19 protein-coding genes are annotated in these 19578 nt (G+C 30.8%); 9 read left to right on the top strand and 10 right to left on the bottom strand.

Features of this window, described 5'->3' with window-relative positions; translation table 11 throughout:
- The first annotated feature begins 43 nt into the window (after window positions 1-43).
- Together Q0678_RS06735 and Q0678_RS06730 are read left to right on the top strand one after the other, a co-directional pair.
- Entirely contained in the window at window positions 44-1687 is a 1644-nt protein-coding gene (locus Q0678_RS06735) for an acyl-CoA carboxylase subunit beta (RefSeq protein WP_299055673.1), read from the top strand.
- Between the two features lie 113 nt (window positions 1688-1800).
- Window positions 1801-2517: a YebC/PmpR family DNA-binding transcriptional regulator gene (locus tag Q0678_RS06730; RefSeq protein ID WP_299055670.1), complete on the top strand. Its 717-nt coding sequence runs from the start codon at window positions 1801-1803 to the stop codon at window positions 2515-2517.
- A 133-nt stretch (window positions 2518-2650) separates the two neighbouring features.
- On the opposite strand, the gene lpxK is transcribed toward Q0678_RS06730, so the two are convergent.
- Window positions 2651-3664, bottom strand: coding sequence for a tetraacyldisaccharide 4'-kinase (gene lpxK / locus Q0678_RS06725; RefSeq protein WP_299055667.1), 1014 nt, complete (start codon window positions 3662-3664; stop codon window positions 2651-2653).
- Window positions 3665-3741: 77 nt separating this feature from the next.
- Between lpxK and Q0678_RS06720 the strand changes: the two genes are divergently transcribed.
- Window positions 3742-4836, top strand: coding sequence for a Nif3-like dinuclear metal center hexameric protein (locus Q0678_RS06720; protein WP_299055664.1), 1095 nt, complete (start codon window positions 3742-3744; stop codon window positions 4834-4836).
- 2 nt (window positions 4837-4838) lie between these two features.
- A complete protein-coding gene (locus Q0678_RS06715) occupies window positions 4839-5612 on the top strand; it encodes a hypothetical protein (RefSeq protein ID WP_299055661.1) in 774 nt (257 codons plus the stop codon).
- A 97-nt stretch (window positions 5613-5709) separates the two neighbouring features.
- On the opposite strand, the gene Q0678_RS06710 is transcribed toward Q0678_RS06715, so the two are convergent.
- The 5 genes from Q0678_RS06710 to Q0678_RS06690 all read right to left on the bottom strand — a co-directional run bounded on the left by Q0678_RS06710 (window position 5710) and on the right by Q0678_RS06690 (window position 11864).
- Window positions 5710-7644, bottom strand: coding sequence for a DUF349 domain-containing protein (locus tag Q0678_RS06710; RefSeq protein WP_299055658.1), 1935 nt, complete (start codon window positions 7642-7644; stop codon window positions 5710-5712).
- 89 nt (window positions 7645-7733) lie between these two features.
- Entirely contained in the window at window positions 7734-8489 is a 756-nt protein-coding gene (locus Q0678_RS06705; RefSeq protein WP_299055656.1) for a shikimate dehydrogenase, read from the bottom strand.
- A complete protein-coding gene (locus Q0678_RS06700) occupies window positions 8470-9477 on the bottom strand; it encodes a DUF368 domain-containing protein (protein WP_299055653.1) in 1008 nt (335 codons plus the stop codon). The genes Q0678_RS06705 and Q0678_RS06700 overlap by 20 nt, the downstream gene beginning before the upstream one ends.
- A 1-nt stretch (window position 9478) precedes the next feature.
- Complete coding sequence (locus tag Q0678_RS06695; protein WP_299055650.1) at window positions 9479-10402, bottom strand: DUF368 domain-containing protein; 924 nt, start codon at window positions 10400-10402, stop codon at window positions 9479-9481.
- Window positions 10403-10493: 91 nt separating this feature from the next.
- A complete protein-coding gene (locus Q0678_RS06690) occupies window positions 10494-11864 on the bottom strand; it encodes a tetratricopeptide repeat protein (protein WP_299055648.1) in 1371 nt (456 codons plus the stop codon).
- Window positions 11865-12112: 248 nt separating this feature from the next.
- Here Q0678_RS06690 and pyrR point away from each other — a divergent pair, with 248 nt between their 5' ends.
- From pyrR to Q0678_RS06670, 4 genes are read left to right on the top strand one after another with little or no spacing between them, the layout of a single operon-like run.
- Entirely contained in the window at window positions 12113-12652 is a 540-nt protein-coding gene (pyrR, locus tag Q0678_RS06685) for a bifunctional pyr operon transcriptional regulator/uracil phosphoribosyltransferase PyrR (protein ID WP_299055646.1), read from the top strand.
- A gap of 2 nt (window positions 12653-12654) precedes the next feature.
- Entirely contained in the window at window positions 12655-13584 is a 930-nt protein-coding gene (locus Q0678_RS06680; protein ID WP_299055643.1) for an aspartate carbamoyltransferase catalytic subunit, read from the top strand.
- Between the two features lie 3 nt (window positions 13585-13587).
- A complete protein-coding gene (locus Q0678_RS06675) occupies window positions 13588-13920 on the top strand; it encodes a hypothetical protein (protein ID WP_299055640.1) in 333 nt (110 codons plus the stop codon).
- 19 nt (window positions 13921-13939) lie between these two features.
- Entirely contained in the window at window positions 13940-14857 is a 918-nt protein-coding gene (locus Q0678_RS06670; RefSeq protein WP_299055637.1) for a ribonuclease Z, read from the top strand.
- Window positions 14858-14863: 6 nt separating this feature from the next.
- Here the strand turns inward: Q0678_RS06670 and Q0678_RS06665 are convergent, their stop codons facing one another.
- The 4 genes from Q0678_RS06665 to Q0678_RS06650 form a co-directional block, all read right to left on the bottom strand.
- Window positions 14864-15226, bottom strand: coding sequence for a CoA-binding protein (locus tag Q0678_RS06665; RefSeq protein ID WP_299055634.1), 363 nt, complete (start codon window positions 15224-15226; stop codon window positions 14864-14866).
- An 8-nt stretch (window positions 15227-15234) separates the two neighbouring features.
- A complete protein-coding gene (locus Q0678_RS06660; protein ID WP_299055632.1) occupies window positions 15235-15423 on the bottom strand; it encodes a hypothetical protein in 189 nt (62 codons plus the stop codon).
- Between the two features lie 36 nt (window positions 15424-15459).
- Window positions 15460-16275: a GLPGLI family protein gene (locus tag Q0678_RS06655; RefSeq protein WP_299055629.1), complete on the bottom strand. Its 816-nt coding sequence runs from the start codon at window positions 16273-16275 to the stop codon at window positions 15460-15462.
- 167 nt (window positions 16276-16442) lie between these two features.
- Complete coding sequence (locus Q0678_RS06650; RefSeq protein WP_299055627.1) at window positions 16443-17450, bottom strand: 3-oxoacyl-ACP synthase III family protein; 1008 nt, start codon at window positions 17448-17450, stop codon at window positions 16443-16445.
- A gap of 201 nt (window positions 17451-17651) precedes the next feature.
- Here Q0678_RS06650 and htpG point away from each other — a divergent pair, with 201 nt between their 5' ends.
- Window positions 17652-19562: a molecular chaperone HtpG gene (gene htpG, locus Q0678_RS06645; protein WP_299055625.1), complete on the top strand. Its 1911-nt coding sequence runs from the start codon at window positions 17652-17654 to the stop codon at window positions 19560-19562.
- Window positions 19563-19578 lie beyond the last annotated feature (16 nt).

Genomic DNA, 19578 nt, shown 5'->3' with positions numbered 1-19578 from the left:
AACTATATTTCTTAATTTAGCAGAAACTAAGAAATAAATTTCTATGGACATCAACTTCAACAAAAACGAAGATTACAACAAACTATTAGTATCCGACTTACGCAGACGTTTTGCAAAAGTAAAATTGGGTGGTGGACAAAAAAGAATCGATAAGCACAAAGCAAAAGGTAAAATGACTGCGCGAGAACGCGTAGATTATTTATTAGACACAAATGCAAAATCTATAGAAATTGGTGCTTTTGCAGGCGAAGAAATGTATGCAGAACATGGCGGCTGCCCTTCGGGAGGTGTTGTTGTAAAAATAGGTTACATAAAAGGTAAACAATGCATTGTGGTGGCAAACGACGCAACTGTTAAAGCAGGCGCTTGGTTTCCTATTACAGGTAAAAAGAATTTAAGAGCACAAGAAATATCCATAGAAAACAAATTACCAATTATTTATTTGGTAGATTCTGCAGGTGTTTACTTACCAATGCAAGATGAAATTTTTCCTGACAAAGAACACTTTGGACGTATTTTTAGAAACAATGCCGTAATGAGTGCTATGGGCATTACACAAATTTCTGCTGTCATGGGAAGCTGTGTTGCTGGTGGTGCATACCTACCAATTATGAGTGATGAAGCTCTAATTGTAGACAAAACTGCAAGTATTTTTTTAGCAGGTAGTTATTTGGTAAAAGCTGCTATTGGCGAATCTATAGACAATGAAACTTTGGGAGGTGCAACTACACATTGCGAAATTTCTGGAGTAACAGATTACAAAGCCAAAGACGATAAGGATGCACTAGACAAAATAAAATTTATTATTGATAAAATTGGTGATTATGACAAGGCCGGTTTTAGCAAAACAGCCACTTTTCCTCCGAAAGAAAAAGAAGAAGAAATTTTTGGAATTTTACCGAAAGAGAGAAACGCTCAATATGATATGTTAGAAATCATAAAACGTTTGGTAGACAATTCTGAATTTGAGCAATACAAAGAAGGTTATGGGCAAACCATACTAACAGGATATGCAAGAATAGAAGGTTGGGCAGTTGGTATTGTAGCCAATCAGCGTAAATTGGTAAAAACAACCGCCTCTAAAACCAAACCCACAGAAATGCAATTTGGAGGTGTAATTTATAATGACTCTGCAGACAAGGCAACAAGATTTATAGCCAATTGCAATCAAAAGAAAATACCTTTGGTTTTTTTACAAGATGTAACAGGATTTATGGTGGGCTCTAAATCTGAACATGGTGGTATTATAAAAGACGGTGCAAAAATGGTAAACGCAGTTAGTAATTCTGTAGTCCCTAAATTTACAATTGTAATAGGTAACTCTTATGGCGCAGGTAATTATGCGATGTGTGGTAAAGCCTATGACCCAAGATTAATTGTTGCATGGCCAAGTGCAGAATTGGCAGTAATGAGTGGTAATTCTGCCGCAAAAGTTTTATTGCAAATAGAAACTGCCTCACTTAAAAAGAAAGGTGAAGAAATTACACCTGAAAAAGAAGCCGAATTATTTGATAAAATAAAATCGCGCTATGATAAGCAAATTTCACCTTATTACGCAGCTGCCAGAATCTGGACAGACGCAGTAATTAACCCGTTAGAAACTAGAACTTGGATTTCTATGGGAATTGAAGCTGCCAACCACGCTCCTATTGAAAAACAATTTAACATGGGCGTTTTACAGGTTTAACCAGCATTAGCAGATTAATCACACAAAAATATAATCGAAAACAACAATTATGATTGTATGAAACCAAGGTGTTTTTTACATTTGTAACTCTTAAATTAAAACAGAAACTAGAAATGGGTAGAGCATTCGAATTTAGAAAAGCAAGAAAAATGAAGCGCTGGTCTGCAATGGCAAAAACATTTACCAGAATTGGTAAAGACATTGTAATGGCTGTAAAAGAAAGTGGCCCAAACCCAGAAACGAACTCTCGTTTGCGAGCTGTAATTCAGAATGCAAAAGCTGCTAACATGCCAAAAGACAATGTTGAGCGTGCTATAAAAAAAGCTACAGATAAAGATACTGCAAATTATAAAGAAGTACTTTTTGAAGGATATGCACCACACGGTGTTGCTGTTTTATTAGAAACAGCAACTGATAACAACAATAGAACTGTTGCCAACGTAAGAGCTGCATTTAACAAATGTGATGGTAATTTAGGTACCTCTGGCTCTGTGGTTTTTATGTTTGATCATACCTGTAACTTTACATTAAAGAAAGAGGATATTACGATGGATATGGAAGAGCTTGAGCTAGAGTTGATAGACTTTGAAGTTGAAGAAGTTTTTGATGATGAAGAAGGCGTTATCATCTATGCTCCTTTTGAACAATTTGGTGCGTTACAATCTTATTTTGAAACCCAAGAAATAGAAATAATTTCATCTGGTTTTGAGCGTATTCCTGCTACAACTACAAAGTTAAATGAAGAGCAACAAGCAGATGTAGAAAAGCTTTTAGAAAAATTAGAAGAAGATGATGATGTACAAAACGTGTATCATTCAATGGAAATGTAAAAAGATAACAAACAGCTTAAAGTATATATGAGTTGTGACCTTTTAAAAAAAATGGGGTCTTACATAAAGAAGTGTATTTAAAAAGTGCTTCTAACAAAAATCAAAAAAAAGCCAGTGTCTAACAACACTGGTTTTATTGTATACTCCTTTTTACAATTGCATTAAACTCATTTTCTCTATCAACAAAAGAAGTTTGAATGCCGAGATAAGAAATATTTTCTATGCTATCCTTTAAACGAACATAATCTTTTTCTGTAGTCAATAATATTTTTTTTGAAGTTTTAATGTTAGAAAACTCACTTTTAATTGCTGTAATTTCTTTTTTAGTAAAATGATGATGATCTGCATATTCTAAATGTTTGAAATTAACATTTTTTTCATTTAAAAAATTAAGAAGTGGTTTAGGGTTTGCGATACCTGTTATCAATAAAACTTCATAATTTGCCAACTCATCAACTACAAGCGTTGTATAACCTTCCGTTTTTTTGTTGTAAGAAATACTTGTAAAAAAAACCTCTTTTTTATATTTTTTTAATTTATTTAAAATACTACTTTTCTGGTCTTCGGAAATAGTATCTGGGCATTTAGTAACTATAATAACATCAGCCCTATTAGCACCAAGTTTACTCTCTCTTAAATTACCTGTCGGAAGCAGAAAATCATCTGTAAATAAAGCATCAAACTTTGTCAATAAAATGTAGAAACTTCCTTTTACTTTTCTGTGCTGATAAGCGTCATCTAATAAAATAAGATCTGATGCTGTTTGATTGATTAACTTAGAAATACCAGAAGCTCTATCTGCATCAACAGCAACATTTATATCATTAAATTTTTTAAAAAACTGCAGAGGTTCATCTCCAACATCTAAAGCGGTATGATGCTTATTTAATAATACAAATCCTTCTGATTTACGTTTATAACCTCTACTTAAAACAGCTGTTTTATAAGAATCTTTAAACAACCTTATCAAATACTCTATTTGGGGTGTTTTGCCAGTACCACCAACACTTAAATTACCAACTACTATGATGGGTGTTTTAAATGTTTGATGCCTAAAAATACCAATATCAAAAAAATAGTTTCTAACTCTTGTAACCAAGTCATAGATGATTGCAAAGGGGAATAATAAAAATCGTATAAATTTCATCAACACGAAAATAAGTCATTTTTATGAATTGATACTCGGAAAATGTTAACTTTGGGTTTTTAACAGAATTTTGATTTATGGTTATAAGAGACATTACAAATTATATTGAAGAATTGGCACCTTTAAGCTATGCCGAAAATTTTGACAACGTTGGTTTGTTAGTGGGTAATTATAACACTAACGTAACTGGTGTGTTAGTTACTTTAGACACATTAGAAGAAACTGTAGACGAAGCTATTGCTAAAAAATGCAATTTAATTGTTAGTTTTCATCCAATAATTTTTAGTGGTTTAAAAAAAATAACTGGCAACTCTTATGTAGAACGTGTGGTTTTAAAAGCCATTAAAAATGATATTGCTATTTATGCAACCCACACTGCCCTAGACAATTCTAAACAAGGGGTATCTGCAAAAATGTGTGAAGCTCTTGGGTTAAAAAACACTAAAATTCTTATTCCTAAAAAAGGAATCATAAAAAAATTAACCACTTTTGCACCTACTAAAAATGCGATATCTATAAGAAATGCTTTATTTAATGCTGGTGCTGGTAATATTGGCAATTATGAATCTTGTGCTTTTGAAACCACAGGTAAAAGTACTTTTAAGGCAACGGAAAACACAAACCCTACAATTGGTGAAAAAGGAATTTTACACACAGAAAATGAGACTAGCATTAGTGTTATTTTTGAAAGTAAAGACGAAACTAATATCTTAAAAACGTTATTTTTAGCGCATCCTTATGAAGAAGTAGCCCATCAAATAACTACTTTAGACAACCTACATCAAGATATTGGAATGGGAATGTTAGGGGAATTAGATGAAGCAATGAATGAGAAGGAATTTTTATTATTTTTAAAGAAAACAATGCAAACAGACTGCATAAGACATTCTAACTTTATCAACAAGAAAATAAAAAAAGTAGCGGTATTGGGCGGATCTGGAAGTTTTGCTATTTCAAATGCAAAAAAAGCAGGTGCTGATGCGTATGTAAGTGCAGATTTTAAATATCATGAGTTTTTTAAAGCTGAAAACAGCATTCTTTTAGCCGATATTGGGCATTATGAGAGCGAACAGTTTACAAAAAACCTTTTGGTTGATTATCTTACAAAAAAATTTAGTAATTTTGCAGTCATTTTATCAGAAAAAAGTACAAATCCTATATATTATATATAATCATGGCAAAGAAGAAAGAAATTTCGGTTGAAGAAAAACTAAGAGCGTTATACGACTTACAATTAATCGATTCTAGAATTGATGAAATTAGAAATGTTAGAGGTGAACTGCCTTTAGAAGTAGAAGATTTAGAAGATGAAGTTGCCGGATTAAATACGCGTATTTCAAACTTAAATCAAGATGCAGCAAACTTAGAAACAGATATTAGCAACAAAAAATTAGCTATTGAAGAATCTAACGGTTTGATGAAAAAATACGATGAGCAGCAAAAAAAGGTAAGAAACAACAGAGAATTTGATTCTTTATCTAAAGAAATTGAATATCAAGAGTTAGAAATTCAATTAGCTGAAAAAAGAATTAATGAGTTTAAAGCAAAAATTGCTCAAAAAACAGAAATCATTAATTCTACAAAAGAAAAGTTAGAAAAACAAGAAAAGCATTTAGGTCATAAAAAAGCTGAATTAGATGCTATTCTTAAAGAAACTGAAAAAGAAGAAGCGTTATTGCTTAAAAAATCTGATGAGTTTTCTAAGTCTTTAGATCCTCACTTATTTTCTGCATACACAAGAATTAGAACTAAGGTTAAAAATGGTTTGGCTGTAGTTGCTATAGAACGTGGTGCCTCTGGTGGGTCTTACTTTACTATACCGCCTCAGGTTCAATTAGAAATTGCAAACAGAAAAAAAATTACTATAGACGAACATAGTGGTCGAATTTTGGTTGATGCTGCTTTGGCAGATGAAGAAAAAGAGAAAATGGATAAATTTTTCTCATAATCTTTAAATCAAATCATATAAAAAAAAACTCGAAGTAAATACTTCGAGTTTTTTTATGCATCCTATTTTATAAAGAATAGGATTATTATAAGACTTTTTAGTAATCTAACTTTTTGATATAACTTAGTTTTTGTTTCCAAAGTGCTAAATCTTCTTTAAAAGCAGCAACTCGGTTTTTAACATTCAAAACTAATGGGTTATCGTCTTTTGCATTTGAAAAGAATCCTAAATTATTTTCTAATTGCTGAATTTCTTTTACAACCTCATCCATCTTTTTTCTAACAAACAATTGTTCAGAATCTAACTTTCGAACATCTTTATCAGCAAAATAACCATCTACAACATGTGTAAATTTAAGCATCGCTACTTCTTGCTTATCTAAATCTAACGTTTCTAAAAGCCTGTCTATTAATTTATGAAACTTACCATCTAAATGTCTTGCATTTCTTGGTAAAGCACCAAGGTTACGCCAATTGTTAATCGTAACTAAAACAGCTTCTTTGGTAGTGTCTGTAATTGTTTTTACAGTCTCTAACATTTCTTTTTTAGCTTCTACAACAGCTTGTTGCTCTAAATTTAAACTATTCTTTTGGTCATGATACCTATCAAAATAATGATTACATGCAGTTTTAAAACGTTTCCAGATATCATCAGAAAACTTACGTGGTACATGTCCAATTTTTTTCCAATCTGCTTGAATCTTTTTCAACGTATTGGTGGCATTTTCCCAATCTTCACTTTCTCTTAAAGACTCTGCTTGTTCTATTAAGGCAATTTTCTTTTGAAGGTTTTCTTGCTGACCGCTTTTTTCTTGTTTGTAAAAAACATTTTTAGCGCTATTAAATTTCTTGGTAGCACTTTTAAATTTTTGCCATACATCTTCACTTTTTGAATAAGGTAACTTACCGGCATTAAAATATTCTTGCCTAAGTGCCTCTACTTCTTTAATACTTTTTTGCCAATCATTATGTACTTTATTGTTAGAAGTATCATACGCATTTAACTTTGCAACTACTGCTAACTTATTTTCTATAATTTCTTGATATTTAGAGCGCATTTCTCTAAAATGATCATGCCTTTTATCATGTATTTTTTTAGTAGCAGCACTAAAATTTTCCCACACTACTTCTCTCATTTCTTGAGAAACAGGGCCAATATCTTCTTTCCAAATTTTATGCAACTCTTGCAGCTCTTTAAAAGCAACATTAATGTCTGGCTCTTTTTCTAACGCTTCTGCTTTTAAGATAATTTTTAATTTTTCTTCTAAATTATGCTTAAAATCTAAATCTCTAAAGTCATTACTTAAGTGTAATAAATCATAAAAACGCTCTACATGATGGTGATATGTTTTCCAAGTATCATTGTAATGGTTTTTAGAAACCGGACCAATTGCTCTCCATTGATCTTGCAAGTCTTTAAAAGACTTATACATAGTAGCTGTATCTGCATTTTCAATCAAGTCTTTTAATTGATCAATAACAGCATTTCGTTTTTCTAAATTTACAGATAGCTGCTTTTCTAAATCATTGTAATAAGCGTCTCTTTGCTTTTTATATTCAGATAATAATTTGTTGTATTCAGATTTTATAGGACTTGTAAATTGAAAATCGAGAGAATTTCCTCCTTCTTCTAAAAAAGCCGCTTTCTTTTCAGCTAATAAAGCACCAAATTTTTGATTGAAAGCACTTTTTAAACCATCTACTTTAATCTTAATTTTTTGAACAGGATTATTCGCTATTGTTGTTTTTAAGTCTGCAACTAATTGCTCTAAAGAATACGATGAATAATCTACCACTAAAGAATCTTCTTCTTTAGAGCCTTCATTTTTTTCTGCATCTTCTGCCATCGAATCCTCAATCTCTTTAACAGCATCATTAGCTACATCTTTCTCTAAATTGGCAACCTCTTTATTTTTAGCTGTATTTAAATCTTCTACAGCAGCTTCGTTTTTTTTATTTTCTAAAGTATCTGTAATAATTTTAACATCATCTTTTGATGAGTTATCAACGTTTTTTTCATTATTTTCTAACATATATACAATGTTTAAGGTTCCAAAAAATTAATAGTTTATAAAGATACAGACATCTTACACAATCTACAAATCATTCATATCTAAATGACTTATTTACACCAAATTCGCCAAGATTCTTCTGCTTGCAGTTCTAACATTTCGTAACCATTTTTTATAACAGCACCTTTTTCTTTTCCTTTTGATAAAAAAGTGGTTATTTCTGGGTTGTAAATTAAATCGTACAACAAATGTTTATCTGTTAAAAATTGATATGGTATGTTTGGTGACAATGCTGTTTTAGGCGAAGTACCAACGGGTGTAGAATTGATAATAATATGATATTTATCAAGTATTTCTTCTGTTAGTTGATGATAAGAAATTTGATTTTTCTTTGAAGCATTTCTGGAAACAAAAAGATATGTAATACCTCGTTGTTTTAATGCATAAGCAATTGCTTTAGAAGCACCACCTGTCCCTAAAATTAATGCTTTTTTATGATGCTTTTTTAATAAAGGAGCTATTGATTTATCAAACCCAACAACATCAGAATTATAGCCTTTTAAGTTGCCTTTTTTAGTAATCTTAATGGTATTAACAGCACCTATTTTTTTAGCAGTTTTATCTACCTTATCTAAGTATTGCATAACAGATTCTTTGTAAGGTATGGTAACATTTACACCTCCTAAATTTTCTTTTTCTTTGGTGATGATAGATAAAAAATCTTGAATATCTTGTATGTCAAAATTTACATAACGATATCGTTCTAACAGAAGTTTTTTAAATTTTTCTGTAAAATAAGCTCGTGAAAAAGAATACTCAATATCTTTCCCTAACAAACCAAAAACTTTATTCTTTTTTTCTTCCATAAAAATCGATTCCTAAAATTAAAACAATACCTAGAATAATGTAAAAAACAGCTATCCAAGTTTCTGTATGATTCATATTTGGCATAAAACGATCGTAATTTTCTACAATCTTATGTCCTTTTTTATCAATTAAAAATTGACCTTGTTCTTTTAAGTAAATTGTTCTTTTCCAAGGCCAAACAATCCCTAAAGAACCTATAATAAAGCCAATAATTACAGCATTTACTATTTGATGCCACTTTTTTAATACATACCCTAAGATGTGAGAAAACGTGACTAACCCGAAAACAGAACCTAAAGTAAAAACACTAATAATTTTTAAATACCGCATTTTTATTGGGTCTAAAAACACCTCAAAATTACCCATTATTACATTTCGAATAATAGTAGACAATTCGTTTACAGAATCTACCAACAACAATACATAATTACCTAATAAAATTAGAATAAAAGAACCCGACAAACCAGGTAAAGTCATACCAGAAACCCCAATAACACCACAAATAAAAACAAACCAAAGGTTGTCATTTTCTGTTGCAGGTTTTAAAAAGCTAATGCCTACACCGATAGCAACACCAATAATTATTGACACAATTGTTTTGGCATTCCATTCTCTAAAATCTTTACCAATAGAATAGACCGAACCTATGATCATTCCGAAAAAAGCACTCCACACATACAATTCGTAATGCAATAAAAAGTAATCTAAAACAAGTGAGACTGTAAAATAACTAAAAATACTGCCAGACATTATTAAAAATAAAAATGGACCGTTTATATAGTTATAAAAACTTTTAAAATGACCATTTATCAATAATTTAAAAGCACTTGCATTTACTTTTTTAAAAGAATAAATTAATTCTTCATAAAATTTAAAAACAAAGGCAACGGTACCACCAGAGACACCCGGAACTTTATTTGCAGCACCCATTGCAACCCCTTTAAAAAAAAGGACAACCTTATTAAAAAAGGGTGTATTTAATTGCATTTTATTTCTTTTTAGAAGCAAATTTTTCCATTCCTAAAATAAGAACAAATCCTAATACAGCCAACAAAGTAGCCACTGCTAATTGAGAATCTTGATGATAAGAAAACGGACTAACACTTTCTTGATTAAACGGCACTTTTATACCATGAGAATTTATACGCCAAGTTAAAGTTTGTTTCCAAGGCCAAATTTTATTTAAAGAACCAATAATAAAACCCGTTAATGCAGCAAGTGTATAATTTTTAAAATTATTAAAAAGCCATTTTAAAATTTTAGAAAAACTTAGTAAACCGATAATTGCACCAAGACCAACTGCTGCAATCGTTTTTATATCTCTATCATTTACCGCTGTTAAAACAGGTTTATAAGCACCTAATAAAACAAGAATAAATGCACCTGAAATTCCGGGTAATATCATTGCACAAATAGCAATTGCTCCTGCAAAAAAGAGGTACAATAAAGAGGTGTTTTCTGAAACTAACGGATTTAAAGTGGTAATATAATAAGCTAAAAAAGACGATGCCATTACAATTAAAAAAGTAACAATGTTCCATTTAGAAATTTGCTTTGCAATGTAAATAATACTTGCTAACACCAATCCAAAGAAAAAAGACCATAATAAAATTGGCTCATTTTCTAACAAATGCTTTATTAGTTTCGCTAGAGAAATAATACTTATAAAAATTCCTACAAAAAGTGCTGCTAAAAAATTACCATTTATTTTTTGCCAAGCAGCTTTAAAACCATCGTTTTTTAAAACTTTTAGCAATCCTAAATTTATATTGCTAATAGCGCCTAACAACTCTTCATAAATACCTGATATAAATGCAATTGTTCCTCCAGAAACCCCAGGAACAACATCTGCTGCACCCATAGCAACCCCTTTTAAAACTATTGATAGATATTCTTTAACTCCTCTACTCATTTAATTTTATTTTAAAAAAACGAAGATAGCAGAATTTAAATAAAGTTAATAGTTTTTATCTGAATTGAAAATGAAAGAAATAAAATAAGAATTAGAAATTATTATTTTTAAAATCAACTAAAATTTCTTGTACTTTTTTGCTCTCAAAAACTATTGGGTATAATTCTTTTAAAACAATATTGTAATCATAATCTATTTTTAAAGCGGTAACCAAGTGATTAAGACCATACTTTTCTTTGTTAAGTATACAAAATAAGCCAGCTAACCTATATTGGACTTCTGCAGAATCGTGATATTTTTTTTGAGCTTTAAAAATAATTTTCATTGCGGTATTATAATCTCCTAAAAAAGATAAAACATCAATAATACCGATATAAACTAGTAAATCATCATCTTCTAATGCTAAGCATTTTTCGAAGCCAATTAATGCCTGATCTAAGAAATTCAACTTCAAATTAATTTCAGAATATCTTTTCCAGTAAGAAGTATTTTCTTCGTCTATTTTAAGTGCTTTTGCTATAAAATATGCTGCCTTTTGATAATTATCATCTTGGTAATATGTATCTGCTAAAAGTGCCCAAGCTTTATCTAACAAAGGGTCTTCGTGAGTTGCTTTCTTATAAAAAGAAATGGCTTTATTAAAGTTTTCTAACTTTTGATAACATTCCCCTACTCTTACGTATACAAAAGCAGTTGCATCATCTAACTCTAAGGTAATTAAATAATTATCTATAGCCTCTTTGTAGCGTTTTAATGCCTCCAAAGTCTTTGCTTTTTCTAGGTAACCACCAATAAAAGATTCGTCAATTAAAACCGCATAATCAAATGCTTTTAGTGCCTCTGTATAGTTTTCTAAAATAAAATACTGCCTGCCTAATTGATGCCAAGCTACCTCACAATATGGATTTACATTTACATAATTATCTAAATATACAATTGCCTGTTTGTGCTTCTTTTCCATATCAAAACAATACACAACGTTGTATAATGCAGCATAATCTTCAAAATCTGCAGCAACACATTTTATAAAAGTTAAACGTGCATTATTATAGTCTTCTAGGTATAAATACTCCATACCCAAAAGAGACCAAACATCTACTTTATCATCTGTATATGCTAGTGCTTTTTTAAAAAATTCTATGGCTTGTTTATGGTTTCCTTTTTTAGAACTGATACTTCCTTTCTGAATAAAAACCTCATCGTTAGTTGGCTCTAATCGTTCTATTATTTTTAAAAGCACAGAAGCTTTATCTAACTCATCTTCAATAACATATACCTCTACCTGTAAAAGTTTTAAATCTACAGAGGCAGGATGTTGTTGCAACCCAAGTTTTACTGCTTTTTTTGCTAAAGCGTGCTTACCAGCATCTAAATAATGAATAATAATTTCTTCAAACTCAACCAAATCAAAAAAATAAACAGCGTTGGTTTTAAGCATTGATTCAAACTTTACTATAGACATAAATACGCGTTTACAATTAATGTAATAAAGGTACTACAACTCTATACAGCCTTTAAATTTGAAGAATTTTCTTTTTAACAATTTAGTTAACATAAAATAGAATCTTTATTTTAGTTGTAATTAAAAAGAATGTTATTACACCTCTTTTTGAGATAAATAGAATTAGAAGGTCATTTTATTTTGTGCATACATATATTTACGTTAATTTTGATTTTCAATAACTATCATGCTAAATTGATAGCTTTCTTATGAGCAAAAAAACCTTACTTAACTCTAAAGATATTGAAATAATTCTTCATCGATTAGCCTGTCAGCTAATTGAAAACCACAACGATTTTTCGAACACTGTTTTAATTGGTTTACAACCAAGAGGCAGCTACTTTGCAAATCGATTGGCAGAACTGCTTAAAAATGAATATCAAATAAAAAACTTACAATTAGGTTTTTTAGACATTACTTTTTTTAGAGATGATTTTAGAAGAAGAGATGCTCCGTTGGCTGCCACAGCTACTGAAATAGATTTTTTAGTTGAAGGTAAAAATGTGGTAATTATTGATGATGTTTTGTATTCTGGGCGAAGTATAAGAGCCGCATTAACTGCAATGCAATCCTATGGTAGACCAGAAAAAATAGAGTTACTAGTTTTAATAGATAGGCGCTTTAGCAGACACCTACCTATACAACCCAATTATAGAGGTAGACAGGTAGATGCTATTAACGAAGAAAAAGTTTTGGTTAATTGGAAAGGAATTCACAAAAAAGATGCAGTTTATATAGAATATAAGTAATTATGTCAGAATTAAGTGTAGAAAATTTATTGGGAATAAAATATCTTAAGACTGCTGATATTGATCTTATTTTTAAAACAGCAGATCACTTTAAAGAGGTTATTAACAGGCCTATTAAAAAAGTGCCTTCTTTAAGAGATATTACCATTGCAAATCTATTTTTTGAAAACAGTACAAGAACTAAACTGAGTTTTGAATTGGCAGAAAAAAGACTTTCTGCAGATGTTATTAACTTTTCTGCAGCACAATCTTCTGTTAAAAAAGGTGAAACTCTTATCGATACTGTTAACAATATTTTAGCCATGAAGGTTGATATTGTGGTACTTAGACATGCAAGTGTTGGTGCTGGTGTTTTTTTATCGAAGCATGTAAATGCTAAAATTATAAATGCCGGAGATGGAACGCACGAACATCCAACGCAAGCCTTATTAGACTCATACTCTATTCGTGAAAAATTAGGAAGTGTAAAAGGCAAAAAAATAGTAATTGTTGGAGACATATTACACTCTAGAGTTGCGTTGTCTAATATTTTTGCACTTCAACTTCAAGGAGCTGAAGTAAAAGTTTGTGGCCCTACAACTCTAATTCCTAAATACATTTCAAGTTTAGGAGTAACCGTAGAAACAAATTTAAAAAAAGCGCTAGAATGGTGCGATGTAGCAAATGTTTTAAGAGTACAAAATGAAAGAATGGATGTGAATTATTTCCCTTCTACAAGAGAGTACACACAACTTTTTGGCATCAATCAAGAAATTTTAGACAACCTTGGTAAAAAAATTGTAATCATGCATCCAGGTCCAATAAATCGTGGAGTAGAAATTACAAGTGATGTGGCTGACTCTAATAATTCTATCATATTAAATCAAGTAGAAAATGGCGTTGCTGTTAGAATGGCTGTTATTTACTTACTTGCACAACAAGTTAAAAGATAACAAATGATTATAGAAAAAAAAACCGATTTCTCTATTTTTACTTCTGATGAAAACGTATTTGAAGACTTTTTTAATTCGTTTTTAACGGAAGAAAAAAATTACGAAGAAGCACATTTAATCATTCATATCTTAAATACAATAAAAACTACTTCAAAAGATATTTTACAATTCTTAGAGTTTGCTAAAAACAGAAAAGAAAACAATACTTCTTTTGTAATTGTTAACACAGCAGTTGATGTAGATGATTTTCCAGAAGAATTAAATATCGTACCTACGCTACAAGAAGCAGTAGACATTATCGAAATGGAAAACATAGAAAGAGAATTAGGATTTTAAAATAATAAGAAGCAATCTAATGAGTATTTTACTAACAATTTTAGGTTGTCATTCTGCAACACCTCGCATCAATGCGTTTCCTACATCGCAATACTTAGAAATTAACAACAGACATTTTTTAATAGATTGCGGCGAAGGCACACAACGCCAGATGCGAAAATATAAAGTAGGGTTTAGCAAAATAAATCATATATTTATTTCTCACTTACATGGAGACCATTTTTATGGTTTGGTAGGCTTATTGGCAACTTTCGGAATTTTAAATAGAGAAAAAGAGTTGCACGTATATGGTCCAAAAGGAATTAAGGATGTTACATTACTTCAATTAAAAATTTCTCAATCTCATGTAAAATACACGATTATTTTCCATGAATTAGTATCAAAAGAAAGTGAACTAATTTTTGAAGATGACAAAGTATCTGTTAGAACTATACCATTAAATCATAGAGTTTATACCAACGGATATCTATTTACAGAAAAAGAAAAACCAAGAAAATTAAACATGCTAAATATTTCTGGATACCCAGAGATTAGCAAAGCAGACTATTTAAATTTAAAAGCAGGCAAAGATATTTTACTAGATAACGGTAAAACAATAAAAAACAGTGCTCTTACAATAGATCCGCCAAAACCATTAAGTTTTGCCTTTTGTAGTGACACTTGCTACAAACCAGATATTGTACCTATTATAAAAAAAGTAGATTTACTATACCACGAAGCCACATTTTTAGAGGACAAAAAAGAGTTGGCAAAAAAAACAAAACATGCTACGGCAAAAGAGGCTGCTTTAATTGCAAAAGAAGCCAATGCAAAACAACTTATTATTGGCCATTATTCTGGCAGATACAAAGACATTTCTCTGTTTAAAAATGAAGCTGAAACCGAATTTACAAATGTAGAATTGGCAAATCCGGGAGCTGTTTTCTCAGTGGAGTAATACCTGTTAATATTGATTTGTTGCCAATAAAACCAACGTACAAGCAACTTCACTTTGGATGTTATTTTTCTGCAATAAGTCTACAAAATCATTATTTTCTGTACCCGGATTAAAAATAACCCGTCTTGGATTCAAGCTTATGATATAATCGTAATACGCTTCTTGCCTTTTTGGGTTTAGATACAAAGTAACAGTATCAATATTCTTAAAAGCAATTCTTTCAGTTTCAATAGATACTCCGTAAGCAATTCCTGCTCGTAAGCCTAAAGCCAAAACTTCAATATCTTTTTCACTTAAACTTTTAATAGCTTTATTAGAATATCTTTCCTCTTTTAATGAGGCACCAATTACCAATGTTCTTTTATTCATTTTAAAAGTTATTTATTTTCAGTAGCATCAAAAGAAGCTCTTAAAGCAATTAATATATTTACCAAGCATAAGGCAAAAATTAATAAACCATTTACCCAAGATTTTGCAAACACAATAAAAGATACAAAAACGTTTAAAATGAATACTAACAAGAAAATATTAGAGATTAATAATAATAATTTATACTTTTTTTTCATCTTTAAATTTAAAATGCAAATATCTACAAAAAAAGTTTATCCTCTTCTTCTTCCTCTGCTATTTCTCATATCTAACATTTTTGCTTTTATAGTTTTATTATAGGCAGTCTTTGTTATCTCTAAACCTTTTTCTGGTGCTTTTATTTGTAGATTTTCATCTTTAGTAATAGAAATCTCTGTACATAAAAGTGTGGTGTTTTCTGCTCTAACCTCTAAAATAAAACCGGGCAACCCCCAAAACTCTGCTGGACCATGGGCTAATGGAATTTGAGGTGTATACCAAGCTTCTACAATTACCATTTTTTCTACTACTTCTTCACCTTCTTTAGATTCTGAAGTTCTTAAATCTGCCCAAGAAAAATTATACCAATTTAATTCTGCGTATGGCACAAAGGCTTTTGCTTTATAACACGTATAATCTCCTATTTTCTTTGTTTCAGAACCCATTACCCACCCAATTTTATACAAATTATCTTTTACTAAAAAACGTTTGCCATAAAACTCTTGACTCTGAACAATTTCTGCATTTTTTATATTTTTATATTGATCTCCTCTAGAGAAATAACCTCCCCAAGAATCTGTTGCTCCTGAAATTGCATCTATTTTTTCTTCTTCTAAAAAAGTAGCCTCTTGTTTGTTAAAGGTTAAAAAATAGGTTTTTTCTAATCTGTTTTTTAAACGTTCTGCCACTTGTTTTTTTCGAGCTTCACTAAATTTAGAACCCCAATTGCCTAAATCCATTTTTGTTTTAGAAATATACGTTGCTTTTCCACTAAAGTTTTGCGCATTTACAATTGAAGAGATAAACACGAGTATGCATAGAACCCATAATTTGTTTGTAGTAAATGTCATATAATAGTGATTTGTTTTTTTTGTTTAATTAATTTATAAAAATAATAAACAAAATGAATTAACACTGTTAATTTTAACACAATATTTAAAATTAAAAAAGAACATCAAAAAAAAAGAAAGACCCGTAAAAACGAGTCTTTCTTAATATAAAATAGCTTTAAACTATTTTACCATTTTATAATAACAGAGCCCCAAGTAAATCCGCTACCAAAAGCAGCCAAAACAACTAAATCGTTCTCTTTTATTTTACCCAATTCCCATGCTTCTGTTAATGCAATAATAACAGATGCAGCTGTTGTATTTCCGTACTTCATAATGTTGTTATACACATTATCATCAGAAAGTTGAAACTTTTTCTGTATAAACTGTGCAATACGTAAATTCGCTTGATGCGGTATCAACATATCTATGTCTTCTTTCTCTAAATTATTTGCTTTAAGACCTTCTACAATTGCCTCTGAAAAACGACCAACAGCGTGTTTAAAAACAAATTGTCCATTCATGTATGGATAATAAGAAGTATCATCTGGATCATTATTTTCTAAAATTTCTGGCACCCATCTTTGAGTAGAAGGACCTTCTAAAACCAATTCTTTAGCATGTTTTCCTTCCGAATGTAAATGAGAAGATAAGATTCCCTTCCCTTTTTCTTCTGTTCTAGACAATACTGCAGCTCCTGCACCATCACCAAAAATTACAGAAACATTTCTACCTCTAGTAGATTTTTCTAAACCTCCAGAATGATTTTCAGACCCAATCACCAGAATATTTTTATACATTCCTGTTTTTATAAATTGATCTGCAACAGACATTGCATATATAAAACCAGAACATTGGTTTCTAACATCTAAAGCGCCAATGGTTGGCATCTCTAACATATCTTGTATCTGAACACCACCGCCAGGGAAATACATATCTGGACTTAAAGTTGCAAACACAATAAAATCGATTTCATCTTTAGACAACCCTGCTCTTTCAATCGCAATTCTAGCAGCTTTTGCTCCCATAACTGCGGTAGTATCTCCTGTTTTTGGATCTATCCAACGTCTTTCTTTAATACCTGTTCGCTCTTGTATCCACTCGTCTGAGGTTTCCATAAACTCCTTTAAATCGTTGTTAGTCACAACATTTTCTGGAACATAATATCCTAAGCCTGTAATTTTTGAATTGTACATTCTGTGTGTTTTTATATTAGCAATATGCAAAGGCTAAAATAATACTTTTATTTCTCTTAAAAAGAACCAAAGCCTATAAAATAACGCCATAAATTGACGCTCTACGGCTAAATTCTGTCATCTTGTCAGAATCTTACTTTTGGTATTTTTTTTGAGTATTAGAAGTCATACTTAATACAAATCTAAATAAATATATAAATTATGAGTAAAGGAAACATTAACGTATCTGTAGAAAATATTTTTCCGCTGATTAAAAAGTTCTTGTATTCAGATCACGAAATTTTTCTACGTGAACTAATTTCTAACGGTACAGATGCTACCACAAAATTAAAACATTTAATTTCTATTGGTGAAGCTAAAACTGAATTAGGAGATGCTAAGATTGAAATTAGTATTGACGAAAAAGCAAAAACCATTACAATTAAAGATCAAGGTCTTGGTATGACTGCAGACGAGGTTGAAAAATACATCAATCAGATTGCATTTTCTGGCGCCGAAGAGTTTCTAGAAAAATACAAAGACGACAAAAATGACACCGGTGTTATTGGGCATTTTGGTCTTGGTTTTTACTCTGCTTTTATGGTTGCAGAAAAGGTAGATTTAATTACTAAATCTTTTAAAGACGAGCCTGCTGCGCATTGGTCTTGTGACGGTTCTCCGGAATATACTTTAGTTGAACATGATAAAAAAGACAGAGGAACCGAAATTATTTTACACGTTGCAGAAGATTCTTTAGACTTCTTAAAGGAAGATAAAATTAGAGGATTGTTAACCAAATACAATCGTTTTAACCAAGTGCCAATTAAATTTGGAACTAAAGAAATTAACGATCCTGAGTTTACACCAAAAACAACAAAAGATAAAGACGGTAAAGAAACTACAGAACCACATAAACAAATTACTGTAGACAACATTATAAACAACACAGATCCTGCTTGGACAAAAGCTCCTGCAGATTTAAGTGAAGAAGATTATACTAATTTTTATAGAGAATTGTATCCAATGCAATTTGAAGAGTCTCTATTTCACATTCACTTAAATGTAGATTATCCTTTTAACTTAACAGGTATTTTATTCTTTCCAAAGCTTAGCCAGTCTATGGATATGCAGAAAGATAAAATTCAACTATATCAAAATCAAGTATACGTTACAGACAATGTAGAAGGAATTGTACCAGACTTCTTACAAATGTTAAAAGGTGTAATTGATTCTCCAGACATTCCTTTAAATGTATCGCGTTCTTACTTACAGGCAGATGGCGCTGTAAAAAAGATTTCTGGATACATTACTAAAAAAGTAGGTGATAAATTGGCTTCTTTATTCAAAAAAGATAGAGCAGATTTTGAAACAAAATGGAATGATATCAAAGTAATTATCGAATACGGAATGCTTTCTGAAGACAAATTCTTTGACAAAGCTAAGAAATTTGCTTTGTACCCTACTGTAGCAGATACGTTTTTTACGTTTGATGAGCTTATTGAAAAAACAAAAGAGGCACAAACCGATAAAGATGGCAACCACGTAATTTTATACACTTCTAACAAAGAAGCGCAACACAGTTACATACAAGGTGCAACTGCAAAAGGATACGAAGTATTGGTATTAGATTCGCCAATAATTTCGCACTTGATGCAAAAGCTAGAAGGTGGTGATGCAAAAGTGAAGTTTACAAGAGTAGATGCTGACTTTATTGACAACTTAATCAAAAAAGACGATGCTGTAATTTCTAAATTGTCAGACAAAGAAAAAGAAACTTTAAAGCCAATTATAGAAGGTGCTGTAAACTCTAAATCTTACACTGTTCAACTAGAAGCTATGGATTCTGATGCTTCTCCGTTTTTAATTACAGTGCCAGAATTTATGCGTAGAATGAAAGAAATGCAAGCTTCTGGTGGTGGCGGAATGATGGGAATGGGTAATTTTCCAGATATGTACAATTTGGTTGTAAACACAAACAGCCCTTTAGTATCAGATATATTAAATTCTAAAGATGAAGCTACACAGAAACACTTAATTTCTCAGGCCTTCGATTTGGCTAAACTATCTCAAAACCTTTTACATGGTGAAGAGTTAACCAAATTCATAAAACGTTCTTACGAATTAATTAAATAGTAGTTGTAATTCTTAC

The sequence above is a fragment of the uncultured Polaribacter sp. genome (genome assembly GCF_947497125.1).
GTDB lineage: Bacteria > Bacteroidota > Bacteroidia > Flavobacteriales > Flavobacteriaceae > Polaribacter.
This window is presented reverse-complemented; position numbering and strand designations above follow the sequence as displayed.

Bases quoted from the DNA above. Each gene is read 5' to 3' on its own strand.
- htpG (WP_299055625.1), top strand. From the start codon at position 17,652: ATGAGTAAAGGAAACATTAACGTATCTGTAGAAAATATTTTTCCGCTG.
- Q0678_RS06715 (WP_299055661.1), top strand. From the start codon at position 4,839: ATGGCAAAGAAGAAAGAAATTTCGGTTGAAGAAAAACTAAGAGCGTTA.
- Q0678_RS06730 (WP_299055670.1), top strand. From the start codon at position 1,801: ATGGGTAGAGCATTCGAATTTAGAAAAGCAAGAAAAATGAAGCGCTGG.
- Q0678_RS06705 (WP_299055656.1), bottom strand. From the start codon at position 8,489: ATGGAAGAAAAAAAGAATAAAGTTTTTGGTTTGTTAGGGAAAGATATT.
- Q0678_RS06660 (WP_299055632.1), bottom strand. From the start codon at position 15,423: ATGAAAAAAAAGTATAAATTATTATTATTAATCTCTAATATTTTCTTG.
- Q0678_RS06665 (WP_299055634.1), bottom strand. From the start codon at position 15,226: ATGAATAAAAGAACATTGGTAATTGGTGCCTCATTAAAAGAGGAAAGA.
- Q0678_RS06710 (WP_299055658.1), bottom strand. From the start codon at position 7,644: ATGTTAGAAAATAATGAAAAAAACGTTGATAACTCATCAAAAGATGAT.
- Q0678_RS06690 (WP_299055648.1), bottom strand. From the start codon at position 11,864: ATGTCTATAGTAAAGTTTGAATCAATGCTTAAAACCAACGCTGTTTAT.
- pyrR (WP_299055646.1), top strand. From the start codon at position 12,113: ATGAGCAAAAAAACCTTACTTAACTCTAAAGATATTGAAATAATTCTT.
- Q0678_RS06650 (WP_299055627.1), bottom strand. From the start codon at position 17,450: ATGTACAATTCAAAAATTACAGGCTTAGGATATTATGTTCCAGAAAAT.
- Q0678_RS06680 (WP_299055643.1), top strand. From the start codon at position 12,655: ATGTCAGAATTAAGTGTAGAAAATTTATTGGGAATAAAATATCTTAAG.
- Q0678_RS06695 (WP_299055650.1), bottom strand. From the start codon at position 10,402: ATGAGTAGAGGAGTTAAAGAATATCTATCAATAGTTTTAAAAGGGGTT.
- Q0678_RS06655 (WP_299055629.1), bottom strand. From the start codon at position 16,275: ATGACATTTACTACAAACAAATTATGGGTTCTATGCATACTCGTGTTT.
- Q0678_RS06720 (WP_299055664.1), top strand. From the start codon at position 3,742: ATGGTTATAAGAGACATTACAAATTATATTGAAGAATTGGCACCTTTA.
- Q0678_RS06700 (WP_299055653.1), bottom strand. From the start codon at position 9,477: ATGCAATTAAATACACCCTTTTTTAATAAGGTTGTCCTTTTTTTTAAA.
- Q0678_RS06675 (WP_299055640.1), top strand. From the start codon at position 13,588: ATGATTATAGAAAAAAAAACCGATTTCTCTATTTTTACTTCTGATGAA.
- Q0678_RS06735 (WP_299055673.1), top strand. From the start codon at position 44: ATGGACATCAACTTCAACAAAAACGAAGATTACAACAAACTATTAGTA.
- Q0678_RS06670 (WP_299055637.1), top strand. From the start codon at position 13,940: ATGAGTATTTTACTAACAATTTTAGGTTGTCATTCTGCAACACCTCGC.
- lpxK (WP_299055667.1), bottom strand. From the start codon at position 3,664: ATGAAATTTATACGATTTTTATTATTCCCCTTTGCAATCATCTATGAC.